This is a genomic window from Streptomyces sp. NPDC088387, assembly GCF_044753385.1.
GTDB lineage: Bacteria > Actinomycetota > Actinomycetes > Streptomycetales > Streptomycetaceae > Streptomyces.
The window spans coordinates 161,035-173,425 of record NZ_JBIVNC010000005.1; the positions used below are offsets into that span (position 1 = coordinate 161,035).

9 protein-coding genes are annotated in these 12,391 nt (G+C 73.0%); 4 read left to right on the top strand and 5 right to left on the bottom strand.

Annotated features, from left to right (window positions below):
* Positions 1-63 precede the first annotated feature (63 nt).
* From rsgA to ACIQAC_RS15495, 5 genes are all read right to left on the bottom strand, one after another.
* Positions 64-1,182 (bottom strand): ribosome small subunit-dependent GTPase A, encoded by a 1,119-nt coding sequence (gene rsgA / locus ACIQAC_RS15475; protein WP_402191048.1) that lies wholly within the window; start codon positions 1,180-1,182, stop codon positions 64-66.
* 256 nt (positions 1,183-1,438) lie between these two features.
* Positions 1,439-2,956 (bottom strand): cellulose binding domain-containing protein, encoded by a 1,518-nt coding sequence (locus ACIQAC_RS15480; protein ID WP_402191051.1) that lies wholly within the window; start codon positions 2,954-2,956, stop codon positions 1,439-1,441.
* Positions 2,957-3,121: 165 nt separating this feature from the next.
* Positions 3,122-3,871 (bottom strand): hypothetical protein, encoded by a 750-nt coding sequence (locus tag ACIQAC_RS15485; protein WP_402191053.1) that lies wholly within the window; start codon positions 3,869-3,871, stop codon positions 3,122-3,124.
* A gap of 13 nt (positions 3,872-3,884) precedes the next feature.
* Positions 3,885-4,490: an RNA polymerase sigma factor gene (locus ACIQAC_RS15490; RefSeq protein ID WP_402191055.1), complete on the bottom strand. Its 606-nt coding sequence runs from the start codon at positions 4,488-4,490 to the stop codon at positions 3,885-3,887.
* Between the two features lie 87 nt (positions 4,491-4,577).
* Positions 4,578-5,897 carry a radical SAM protein gene (locus ACIQAC_RS15495; RefSeq protein WP_402191058.1) on the bottom strand — a complete coding sequence of 440 codons (1,320 nt, stop codon included), beginning with the start codon at positions 5,895-5,897 and terminating at the stop codon, positions 4,578-4,580.
* A gap of 135 nt (positions 5,898-6,032) precedes the next feature.
* Between ACIQAC_RS15495 and ACIQAC_RS15500 the strand changes: the two genes are divergently transcribed.
* From ACIQAC_RS15500 to ACIQAC_RS15515, 4 genes are all read left to right on the top strand, one after another.
* Positions 6,033-6,554, top strand: a complete 522-nt coding sequence (locus ACIQAC_RS15500; protein ID WP_402191060.1) for a TetR/AcrR family transcriptional regulator — start codon at positions 6,033-6,035, stop codon at positions 6,552-6,554.
* 81 nt (positions 6,555-6,635) lie between these two features.
* Positions 6,636-7,880 carry an FAD-binding protein gene (locus tag ACIQAC_RS15505; RefSeq protein WP_402191063.1) on the top strand — a complete coding sequence of 415 codons (1,245 nt, stop codon included), beginning with the start codon at positions 6,636-6,638 and terminating at the stop codon, positions 7,878-7,880.
* A 151-nt stretch (positions 7,881-8,031) separates the two neighbouring features.
* Positions 8,032-9,288 carry an ROK family protein gene (locus tag ACIQAC_RS15510; protein ID WP_402191065.1) on the top strand — a complete coding sequence of 419 codons (1,257 nt, stop codon included), beginning with the start codon at positions 8,032-8,034 and terminating at the stop codon, positions 9,286-9,288.
* A gap of 203 nt (positions 9,289-9,491) precedes the next feature.
* Complete coding sequence (locus ACIQAC_RS15515) at positions 9,492-12,362, top strand: glycoside hydrolase family 2 TIM barrel-domain containing protein (protein ID WP_402191068.1); 2,871 nt, start codon at positions 9,492-9,494, stop codon at positions 12,360-12,362.
* Positions 12,363-12,391 lie beyond the last annotated feature (29 nt).

Genomic DNA, 12,391 nt, shown 5'->3' on the forward strand with positions numbered 1-12,391 from the left:
TTCAGGCCGAAGCGGGTCTCCGGGGGCGGCAGCCCCCGGAGACCCTCACACAGACGCCGGTGACTACCGGAACCGACCCCTCTTGGCCTCGCCGGCAGCCCGCCCCTCCGCTCCCTTCCGCTTCCAGTCCCGCCGGATCTCCGCCCGTACCCGCGCGTCGGTCTTCGCGATGATCCGCTGGTTCTCCCGCATGAGCTTGCGGTAGCTCTCCAGCCGCCGTACGGACAGCTCCCCGGAGTCGATGGCGAGCAGCACCGCGCACCCCGGCTCCGCCTCATGGGCGCAGTCGTGGAACCGGCACCTCTGCCCGAGCTCCTCGATCTCGGCGAACACCTGTCCGACCCCGGTCTCGGCGTCCCAGAGCCCGACGCCGCGCAGTCCGGGAGTGTCGATCAGTACACCGCCCCCGGGCATGAGCAGCAGATTGCGGGTGGTGGTGGTGTGCCGTCCCTTGCCGTCGACGTCACGGGTCGCCTGGACGACCATGACCTCGTCGCCGAGGAGGGCGTTGGCCAGCGTCGACTTGCCCGCGCCGGACTGTCCGAGCAGCACGGACGTACCGCCGCCGACGACGGCCGCGAGGACGTCGAGCCCGTCGCCGTCGAGGGAGCTGACGGCGAGCACGGTGGCGCCCGGCGCGGTGGTCTCGACGTCCTGGACGAGATGCGCGAGCGTCGCCGCGTCCGGTACCAGGTCGGCCTTGGTGAGGACGACCACGGGCTGGGCCCCCGACTCCCAGGCGAGGGCGAGGAACCGTTCGATCCGGCCGAGGTCGAGCTCGACGGCGAGCGAGACCGCGACGATCGCGTGGTCGACGTTGGCGGCGAGGATCTGCCCCTCGGACCGCTTTGAGGAGGTGGAGCGCACAAAGGCGGTACGGCGTGGCAGATAGGTCCGTACGTAGCGCGGGTTGCCGCCGGGTTCGACGGCGACCCAGTCGCCGGTGCACACCACCCGCATCGGGTCGTGCGGTGTGACGAACGCGGTGTCGGCGCGGAGCGTCCCGCCGGCGGTGGCAACGTCGCACTGGCCGCGGTCGACCCGGACCACACGTCCGGGCAGCAGGCCTTCGGCGTCGTAGGGGGCGAACTCGGCGGCCCAGGTCTCGTCCCAGCCGTAGGAGACGAGGGTGGTGAGATCTGCGGAGGCAGACGGAGAAGTCAAGGGGGGACCCTTCGACATGCGGTCCCGGCGTGCGTGTGTGAGGTCAGCCGGTGACCGCGGAGGTGGACTTGATGGAATGCCGGATGCGGGCAGCGCCCATCGCAAGGACAGCCATCGGTCAACACCTCCTCGTCTCACACGCGTTGCTTCGGCGGCGGCCGTGTGGGGCCGCCGGGGAACGTGGCAACTCTAGCCCGGCCCCGCCGTCACCCGTCAACGGGTTTTCCACCTGCGGGTCCGGGCTCGCGCGCGGCGCGTGTCGGCGCGGCGCGCGTCAGGACGTACGGCAGTCGTCGCCGTTCAGGGTGAAGTCGTGCGCCGGGGAGTTCTCGCCGTCCCAGGAGCCGAGGAAGCCGAAGGTGAGGGAGGCGCCGGCGCCGACGGACCGGTTGTAGTCGTAGGCGCGGGCGGTGACCCGGGAGCCGTTCTGCTCGACGCGGGCGTCCCACATCTGGGAGACCCGCTGACCGTCGCGGAAGCGCCAGCCGAGGCTCCAGTCGTCGAGGGCCTCTTCGGTGGTGACCTTGACGACGGCCTGGAAGCCGCTGGGCCACTCGCTGACGACGTCGTAGGAGACCTGGCAGGTGGTGTCCGGCCGGGTGGTCTCGCGCGGCGGGGGGTTGCCCGCGGCGGTGGTGGTGGAGGTGCCCTGGGGCTGCGGTTCCGGGTCGGTGCCGGCGTCGGGTTCGCGGGACGGCCCGGTGGAGCCGGAGGGGGTGGCGGTGGGGCGCGGGGAGACGCCGGTCGAGGCCGTCGCGGGGCGGGGCGCCTCGGAGGGCTCGGCGGGTTCGAGGGCCTCGGTGGTGTCGGAGTCGGCGATCGGCACCCGGCCGTCGCCGTCCGCGCGGTCGGTCGTGTCGCCGTCGCCGCCGCCGAGCGGGAGGAGGGAGACGGCCAGCGCGACGACCGAGACGGCCACGGCCCCGGCGAGGAGGCCGCCGCGCAGGGCACGGGTGCGGCGCGGGTCCGTCCTTCGGGCCGTGCCGGACGCTCCGGGGCCGCCGACGGCGCCGCGGACCTCGGCGGCGCGGCGGCGGCGTTCGAGGTAGGCGAGTCCGCCCCAGCCGAGGACACCGCCGGCGAGCGCGGCGGGCAGTCCGCCGCCGTGCAGCCGCAGACAGGCGGCGGCCTCCGCGCAGCCTACACAGCGGGCGAGATGGCGGGAGAGGTCGTCGGGGGTGTCGGCCACGGGGGTGCGGGTGACCGCTTCGAGCAGCCGGGCGTAGCTGCGGCAGCGGGTGTCCATGGGCCGGTCGAGGTGGTTGCGCAGACAGCGGTCGCGGAACAGGCCGCGTACCTCGACGAGTTCCTCGGCGATGCCGGCCGGGTCGAGGCCGAGCCGCCCGGCCAGTACGGGCAGTGGCACGGCCTCGACCTCGGCCAGCCACAGCAGCGCCGCGTCGGGCTGGTGCATGTCCTCCAGGCTGCGCAGGGCGAGGGGGCGCTGCTGGGGCGGGCCGCTGTAGCGGGCGGCGTTCCCGGAGTTGAGCCAGAGCCGCAGGTCGGGGTCGAGCCGGTGGCCCTGGCCCCGGGTCTCCCAGTCGGCCGCGGTGTCGCGAACGGCGGTGAGCAGCAGGGGTATCCGGGGCAGCCGGGTCCAGCGGCGGCCGACACCGCGGCCGGTGCTGCCGGTGCGGATCTCGCGTATGCCGTACGCGAACGCCTCCGTGGCCAGTTCCATGGCGGCGTCGGAACCGGCCGTGCACAGGTCGGCGTAGGAGAGGACGGTGTCCCAGCTCTCGTCGAACTCCGCGGCCTCGGTGGTGTCCTGGGGGATCGGCAGGTCGGGCATGGGTCTCCTGCATCCGGAGCGAGGTCAACTCTGCGTACTGATACGGGAGTTGTGGGGAAACCTCGGGGGAGGTGGCGAGCCTTTCACGTTTTCGCCACAACTGACAAGCGAGGCATCCGATTGACGCTCCGGAGGCAGCGGGACCCGGCCGGGGCGAAACACGCCCTAGCGGTTGGAGTGCCTGGCCGCGAGGACCTTGCCGTCGGCCGCGAGGAACTCGGTGCTGTACTGCACGGTCCACTCGACGTCGGTGCGCGAGTCCCAGCGCAGGAAGTGCAGGAAGTAGCGGTCCCGGCCGACATGGATCCCCTGCTCGGTCCGCCCGTCGTCCCACACGTAGCGCACGGTCACCGCGCCCGCGGGCGCCCGGCCGTACAGCGTCGTCCAGCCGGTCAGCGCCTGGGTGTCGACGACACCCCACGGGCTGGGCCGGATCCCCCACCCGCTGCCCCGGCCGCACGAGGACCAGCCGCCCAGCTGCTGGTCCGGCCTGCCGTCCCGGTCCAGGGCGCGCAGGTAGTCGCAGGTGCCGCCGGACGGGTTGGGCGCGGTCCACATCTCCAGACCCGTGCCGTCGGGGGCCCGGCCGGAGAAGAGCTTCCTCGCCTTGTCGGTGATCGCCTCCATGCCCTCGGCGCCCGGCCCGTGGCCGGCCCGGTCGAGCCCCCAGCCCACGTCGTCCGGGATGATCCCGGTCGCCTGGGCGGCGAGTCCGCCGGCGCCGAGCACTCCGACCGCGGCGGCGCCGATCACCCACCGCCGCCGGTAACGCCGTACCGGATCGGGGGCTTCGGTGGCCAGGATGCCGGCCAGGACCGTCGGGTCGGGTGCCGTGTCGTTGTCCGCCGGGTCGGCCGGGCCGAGCAGTGCGCGGACCGCTGCCTCGTCGTCGGCGGTGTTCGTGCGCGTCCTCATGCCCGCTCCTCCTTCAGTCGCGCCAGGGGTTCCCGCTGTCCGTCGGTGGGGTCTGCCGATGCTGCCGGGGCACGGTCGGCGCCGGGCTCCTCGCGGCGGGCGAGTTCGTGTTCGAGGCGTCGCCGGCGCGGTGCAGCCGTACCGCGAAGGTACGTGGCGAGCAGCCCACGACGCGGGCGGCGGCGGCCGGGTCCAGGCCGTCCCAGCCGACGAGGCGCAGGGTCTCCTGGTCGTTCTCGGAGAGCGCGGCGAGGGCCTGGCGCACGTGCAGCGCCTCGACGACTCCGCCGGCGTGGTCCGGTGCCTCGGGCGCGGCGGAGGCCGTACGGCCGAGGCGGGCCGTCAGCCGGCCGCCGCGGCGCCTGCCGCGCTGTTCGTTGGCGAGGATGTTGCGGGCCACGGCGTAGAGCCACGGCAGTTCCTCGCCGGGTTCGGTGGGCACCTTGTCGATCCGGCGCCAGGCGACGAGGAAGGTCTCGGCCGCCACGTCCTGCGCGCTCTCCGCGTCGTCGGCCCGGCGCCGGGCGAAGCCCAGTATCCGGCCGTAGTGCGCGTCGAACAGTGCGCGCAGTCCGGCCTCCCCGTCCGGTGCTGCTCCAGGTGTTCCGTCGTGCGGCACACCTGCCCCCTTCCGTCCGCGTTCCGTTGTGACACCTTCCTATGTCCGGACACGCGGACGGATTACACCGTCTTCTTCGGCCGGGTGCTACACCTCGACGGGTTCCTCGGCGGACAGGCTGTCCATGAAGGAGCTGACGGAGAAGACCGCGCGGCCGGGGCCGGGCGGGCCGTAGCCGGGGGGCGAGGAGAGGCCGAAGTCCTCCATGGTCTGCCGGTAGGCCTGGAGGAGCCGGATGTGGTACTCCAGCGGCGCACCGTGCGGGTTGGCCTTGCCGAGCGGGGTCGTCGGCTCGGGGCACCACGTGGTGAAGCGGGGTGTGATGCCCTGCGACATGAAGAAGCGCAGGCCCTCGGTGGTGGAGGCGATGGCCTCGTCGACGGTCTTGAACCCGAAGGGCTCGGCCATCTCCACACCGGCCACGAAGTTGGGGATCACGTTGCGGGGTCCGAAGATCTCCGCGGAGTCGAGGATCCGCTTGTGCCACTCGTCGCGGCCGACGTACCGCTCCTTGCCGGGGCAGTACATCTTGAACAGGTACTCGTCCCACACCTCGTAGTTGGGGTGGTAGATCTGCACGCCGTAGTCCTTGAAGCGCTGGACGTCGTCCTTGGGCAGCGCCTGGGCGACGACCTTGCCGATCCAGCGGCCCGGGAAGTGCTCCTCGATGGCCTTGGCGTACATGCCGTAGAAGTCGGCCTCGTCACGGCCCTGGAGCTTGGAGGTGATGGCGCCGCCGGTGAGGGTGTAGGCGGTGGAGGTCTTCGCCGTGTCGTACCGGTCGATGATCTCCAGGGCCTCCAGGACCTCGTCGACGTCCTTGACACCCGTGTACGGCCGCCCGGCGGCCTTGTGCTGGCGCCAGTTGTGGTTGATGTCGCAGTACTGGCACTCCTCCTTGGCGCCGAAGTACTGGCAGACGCGGAAGACGGTGAGGTAGATCAGGTAGCCCCACTGGATGGTCGGGGCCACCTCCATCACGGACTTCCCGTTGGAGAGGGTGTGCTTGTAGTACTCGGGCATGGGCGGCACACCGACGTCGGAGATCCGCTTGCCGTCGAGGTAGAGCCCGAGCACACCCGAGTCGTCGGCGGCGACGCGGTAGGGCGACGCCGGGTTCACCCGCACGGAGACGACGGTCCGGCGCAGGTCGTAGGGGCCGCCGGTGAGGATGATCTCCTCCGGCGGCCGGCGCAGCGCGGCCTCGCCCAGCTCGGGGAGGGTGCCGTGGTCGAAGGAGAAGATGAAGTACGACTTCGGCTTGACCTCGCCGCCCTCGTTGTCGCTGAGCGCGGACGCGTCGAAGGCGACACCGCCGCGGAGCAGGTCCTCTTTGAAGACGGCCTCCCTCGGTACGTGCGGGAAGCGCTCCATCAGATCCTCGACGAGCGCGGTGCGGCTGCCCATCCCGTGTCTCCTCCCTGCGGTGTTGTTCGACTCCTCACGGTATGCCCCCGGGCGGGTCCGGTGTGACGCCGGGGTCGGGCAGCCGGGCCCGGCCGGCTCTTGACGCTCCTGACGGATTTCGTCAGAGTCGTCAGCATGACCAAGCGGGACGACATCGCGCGGGCGGCCGTCGAGGTCTTCGGACGCCATGGTTTCGACCGGACCTCGATGGATCTGATCGCCCGGGCGGCCGGTGTCTCCCGCCCCGCGCTCTACCAGTACTTCCACAACAAGCACGATGTCTTCGCGGCCGTCTCCGCGCAGGTCAACGGCCGGATCGTCGAGGCGGCGGAGCGTGCCCGGGACACCGGGGGACCGCTCGCCGACCGGGTGTACGGGGTGCTGCTGGTCAAGCTGGACGCGGCCGCGATCACCGGCACTCCGTTCCCGCAGGAACTGCTCGCGCAGGCGGCCTCGATGGGCCTGAGCCCCGCCGACGACAGGCTGGTCTACGTCCTCGCGCAGCTGCTCGCCGACACGCCCGAGCCGATGGAGACGGCCGCCGTCCTGCTCGCCTCGACGGTCGGCATCGGCCGCTCGGAGGGCGGCCCGGATGTGCTGCACCGCCGGCTGCGCCGCCTGGTGGACCTCGTGGTGAGCGGGCTCACACCGCGCTGACCTGGAGACGGGGCCGGGCTGCCGTCCCGTCCGGACCAGTGGTTTGCTGAGCCGACACATCCGCCGGGGAGGGGCCGCCACATGACCGGGACCGTGACCAACTGGGCCGGGAACATCACGTACACCGCGAAGGAGGTGCGGCGACCGCACAGCCTGGACGCCCTGCGCTCCCTCGTCGCGGACAGCGCGCGGCTGCGGGTGCTGGGCAGCGGCCACTCCTTCAACACGGTCGCCGAGCCGGGCCCCGAGGGTGTGCTGGTCTCCCTCGACACGCTGCCGCCGGTGATCGACGTCGACACCCGGGCCCGTACGGTACGGGTCTCCGGCGGCGTCCGGTACGCCGAACTCGCGCGCGTGGTGCACGCGCACGGGCTCGCGCTGCCCAACATGGCCTCGCTGCCGCACATCTCGGTGGCCGGCTCGGTGGCGACCGGCACCCACGGCTCCGGGGCGCGCAACGGGCCGCTGTCCGACGCGGTCCGCGAGGTGGAGCTGGTCACGGGCGACGGTACGGCGGTGCTGATCGGCCGGGACGACGAGCGGTTCGGCGGCGCGGTCACCTCGCTCGGCGCCCTCGGAGTCGTCACCGCGCTCACCCTCGGCCTGGTGCCCGCCTTCGAGGTCGAACAGCATCTGTTCACCGAACTGCCGTTGCCGGGGCTGGACTTCGAGGCGGTGATGACGGCCGCGTACAGCGTGAGTCTGTTCACCGACTGGCGGGCGCCCGGCTTCCGGCAGGTGTGGGTCAAGCGGCGCACGGACGAGCCGATGCCGGACTTCCCGTGGGCCGCGCCCGCCACCGGGGCGCTGCACCCGGTGCCGGGGATGCCCGCGGTCAACTGCACCGCACAGCTTGGTGTGCCGGGCCCCTGGCACGAGCGACTGCCGCACTTCCGGGCCGAGTTCACCCCGAGCAGCGGTGCGGAGCTCCAGTCGGAGTACCTGCTGGCACGGCCGTACGCCGGTGATGCGCTGCGTGCACTGGACGCGCTGCGGGACGAGCTGGCGCCGGTCACACTGACCTGCGAGGTGCGTACGGTGGCCGGTGACACGCAGTGGCTGAGCCCGTGCCACGGCCGGGACACGGTGGCGGTGCACTTCACCTGGGTGCCGGACACGGCGGCCGTGCTGCCGGTGGTACGGCGGGTCGAGGCGGCGCTGGACCCCTTCGCGGCGCGGCCGCACTGGGGGAAGGTGTTCGAGACGCCGGCGGCGGCACTGCGGGAGCGGTATCCGCGGCTCGGTGACTTCCGTGCGCTGGCACAGGAGCTGGACCCCGCGGGGAAGTTCACCAACGCCTTCGTGCGGGACGTACTGGGCGACTGAGTCCCGCACGTACGGGGCGACCGGGCCCCGCCCCGCTTCCTCCATCCCCTTTCCCAACCCTTGTCGAAAAACCGTCGTACCCCTAACCTGACGCGCGCCGGTGCCGAAGCGCAGCGGTGCGCACACGGACAGCGACCGGGGGGCTCCACTGATGAAGCGCGGCACGTCACGTGACATCCGCACCGCCAACCGCTACGAGGTGCTGCGGCAGATCATCGCCGAATCCCCCACCTCCCGGCAGGAGTTGGCGGCGACCACCGGGCTGAGCCTGGCCACCGTCGCCACCCTCGTCGGTGAGCTGCTCGACCTGCGGATGATCACCGAGGTCGGGTTCGAGGAGTCGGCGGGCGGCCGGCCGCGCGGACTGGTGGCGGTCAACGCGGCGGGCGGGGCGCTGATCGGTGTCGACATCGCGGAGACCTACGTCCATGTCGAGCTGTTCGACCTGGGGTTGAACGTGCTGGCGCGGGCCGACGAGGAGCTGCGGCCCGGCGAGAACCGGCCGGAGCACGTCGTCGCCCGGGTCGCCGACGCCGTGGGCGCGGTGGTCGCGCGGGCCGGTGACGGGGACGGGGCAGGGGCAGGGGACGAGCGGGTGCTGGGTGTCGGGGTGAGCATGCCGGGGCAGCTGGACCGGGACGCGGGGACCACCGAGTACGCGTCGAACTGGGACTGGCACGACGTACCGCTGCGCGAGCTGCTCGCCGAGCGCGTCCCGTATCCGCTGTACCTGGACAACCCGCTGCGGGCCGGCGCGGTCGCCGAGCTGTGGTTCGGGGCCGCCCGTGGCCGCGGTGACGCGGTGGTGGTGACCCTCGGCACCGGGGTGGGCGCCGGGCTGGTGCTCGGCGGCGGGCTGCACCGGGGGGTGAGCAACAGCGCCGGCGAGTGGGGCCACACCACGCTGGTGCTGGACGGGCGGCCGTGCATATGCGGCAACCGGGGCTGTGTGGAGGCGTATGTCGGGGCGCCGGGCATCATGCAGCACCTGCGCGAGACGAGCCCGGACAGTCCGCTGCTGCGGCCCGGCGACCAGACCGCGACGATCGGCGCGCTGGGCCGCGCGGTCGCCGCCGGCGATCCGGTCGCCGTCGAGGTCGTCCGCAGGACCGCCCGCTGTCTCGGCGCGGCGATCGCCGATCTGGTCAACCTCCTCAACCCCGAGGTGATCGTGCTCAGCAGTTGGGTCGCGGCCGCGCTCGGCGAACCGCTGCTCGCCGAGGTGCGCGGGGCCGTCGCCGAGCGCGCCCTGCGCCGGCCGCTGGCCGCGACCGCGATCGTCCTGTCCCCGATCCCCACCGACCCGGTCAGTCTGGGCGCCGCGACCTTCGCGCTGGAGGGCGCGCTGGAGTCGGTCGGACAGCGCACGCCCCGCCGACCGGTCCCGCTGAAGAGCCGCACCGCGTAGGCGGGCGGTCCCTTCGCCGAACCGGACCACGTAGCGGGACCTCCCCTCCGAAGCGCCGGACCGGGTCGCTGAGCCGTTGCGGTGACACCGGCGGTCCTGGCGACCGCCGCCTGGAATGAACCCCCTCGACTGGAGTGAACTCCTCCAACGAACGAGCTTCTTCGCCGCCGCAGTGACCCTCACCAGGCCGACCGAGGAGACCGATGTCCTTCCGTACGACCACCGCCCCCGCCTACGTCGAGGATGTCTCGGCGGGCAGCGGGGCCCTGCCGCCCCGCGCCCGCTGCGCGTCCCCGGACACCGCGGCCCTCTCCCTGAACGGCACCTGGCGCTTCCGGCTGACACCCACCGCGGCCGGCGCCGACGAGTCCTTCGCCGCCCCCGGACACCCCACCGCGGACTGGGCCGGCATCGAGGTGCCCGGCCACTGGGTGCTCCAGGGCGACGGGGCGTTCGGCGCGCCGATCTACACCAACCACCGCTATCCGTTCCCGGTCGATCCGCCGCGCGTGCCGACCGAGAACCCGACCGGCGACCACGTCCGCCTCTTCGACCTGCCGTCCGACTGGCCGGCCGGCGGCACGGCGGTGCTGCGCTTCGACGGGGTGGAGTCCTGCGCCCGGGTCTGGCTGAACGGCACGCTGCTCGGCGAGTTCAAGGGGTCCCGGCTGCCGCACGAGTTCGCGGTGGGCGAGCTGCTCCGACCGGCCGGCAACGTCCTCGCGGTACGGGTCCACCAGTGGTCGGCGGGCTCGTACCTGGAGGACCAGGACCAGTGGTGGCTGCCCGGCATCTTCCGTGACGTGACCCTGCTGCACCGCCCGGAGGGCGCGGTGCGCGACTTCTTCGTGCACGCCTCCTACGACCACTCCACCGGCACCGGCACCCTGCGGATCGACTCCGACGTGCCCGGCCGGGTCACCGTCCCGGAGCTGGACCTCGACGTCCCGACCGGCGAACCGGCGACCGTCCCCGTGCAGCCGTGGACCGCGGAGACCCCGCGCCTGTACGACGCCGTACTGGCCACGGCGGGCGAGCGGGTGCCGGTGCGCGTCGGTTTCCGGACCGTGGCGCTGGAGGACGGGCTGATCAGGGTCAACGGCAGGCCGGTGCTGTTCAAGGGCGTCAACCGGCACGAGTGGCACCCCGAGCGGGGCCGCGCCCTCGACGTCGCCACCATGCGCGAGGACGTGCTGCTGATGAAGCGGCACAACGTCAACGCGGTTCGCACCTCGCACTATCCGCCGCACCCGGCGTTCCTGGACCTGTGCGACGAGTACGGGCTGTGGGTGATCGACGAGTGCGATCTGGAGACCCACGGCTTCACCGCGCAGGGCTGGCGGGACAACCCGGTCGACGACGACCGCTGGACGCCCGCCCTGCTCGACCGGGCGGCCCGGATGGTCGAGCGCGACAAGAACCATCCGTCGGTGCTCGTCTGGTCGCTCGGCAACGAGGCCGGCACCGGGCGCGGCCTCACCGCGATGGCCCGCTGGATCCGCGACCGCGACCCCTCCCGGCTGCTGCACTACGAGGGCGACCACGGCTGCCGCGACACCGACATGTACTCCCGGATGTACACCGACCACGCGGAGACCGAACGCATCGGGCGCGGCCTGGACGGCGGTACGCAGCGGCGGCGCCGGCTGCCGGTGATCCTGTGCGAGTACGCGCACGCGATGGGCAACGGCCCCGGTGGACTCGCCGAGTACCAGCGGCTGTTCGAGCGGCACGACCGGCTCCAGGGCGGCTTCGTCTGGGAGTGGATCGACCACGGCGTCCGGGACGCGCGGTACGGCTTCGCGTACGGCGGCGACTTCGGCGAGGAGCTGCACGACGGGAACTTCGTCTGCGACGGACTGCTGTTCCCGGACCGCACCCCCTCCCCCGGGCTCGTCGACTACAAGAAGGTCCTCGAACCGGTCGGCATCGAGGGCGACGGCACGGGCGGCAGCGTCCGCGTCACCAACAAGCAGGACTTCGCCGACCTGTCGGCGCTGACGTTCACCTGGTCGTACCAGGTCGACGGCGAGACGGTCGGGGAGGGCCCGCTGCCGGTGCCGCCGCTCGCGCCGGGCGAGTCGGCCGAACTCAAGCTGCCCCGGCCGCCGTCGGACGGCCGCACCGGCGAGGCGCGGTGGACGGTACGGGCGCTGCTGGCCGCGGACACGGCGTGGGCCGGCGCGGGCCACGAGGTGGCGTGGGCCCAACTGCCCGCGGGCGGAAGGTCGTTGCCGTCCGTGGTGCCGGGTGCCCGCCCCACGGAGGGCGACGGGGTGCTCCGGCTCGGGCCCGCCGCCTTCGACACGGACACCGGCGCGCTGCTGAGCGTCGGGGGTGTCGAGGTACGGGAGCTGCGCCTGGACGTGTGGCGGGCGCCGACCGACAACGACGAGGGCGCGACCTGGCAGCCCGACACCCGCTACGCGCCACTGTGGCGGAAGGCCGGGCTGCACCGGATGCGGCACCGGCTGGACGCCGTCCGGCAGGACGGGGACACACTGGCGGTACGGACGCGGGTGGCGCCGGCCGCCGGGGAACTGGGCCTGCGTACGGAGTACCGGTGGACCAGCGACGGGGAGCGGCTGCGGCTGGCGGTGGGCGTGGTGCCGGAGGGCGACTGGCGGATGCCCCTGCCCCGGCTCGGTGTCCGCTTCGGGCTCGCGTCGGCCGACCGTGTCGACTGGTTCGGCGGCGGCCCCGGTGAGGGGTACCCGGACACCGGATCGGCGTTGAAGCTGGGGCGTTGGCACGCCTCGGTCGACGCGCTCCAGACGCCGTACGTCCGCCCGCAGGAGAACGGGGCGCGGCCGGACGTCCGTTGGGCGCAGCTCGGTGGTCTGCGCGTCGAGGGTGATCCGGAGTTCTGGTTCACGGCCCGGCGCTGGACGAGCGAGCAGCTGGACGCGGCGGAGCACCTCACCGATCTCGTGCCCGGCGACACGGTGTGGGTCAACCTCGACCACGGGCAGATGGGCATCGGCTCCCAGTCGTGCGGCCCCGGGGCGCTGCCCCAGTACCGTCTGCGCGCCGAACCGGCCGAGTTCTCGTTCGTGTTCACCCCGACGGGCTGAGTCGCGGCCCCGTGGGTGAGGCCGCCCCG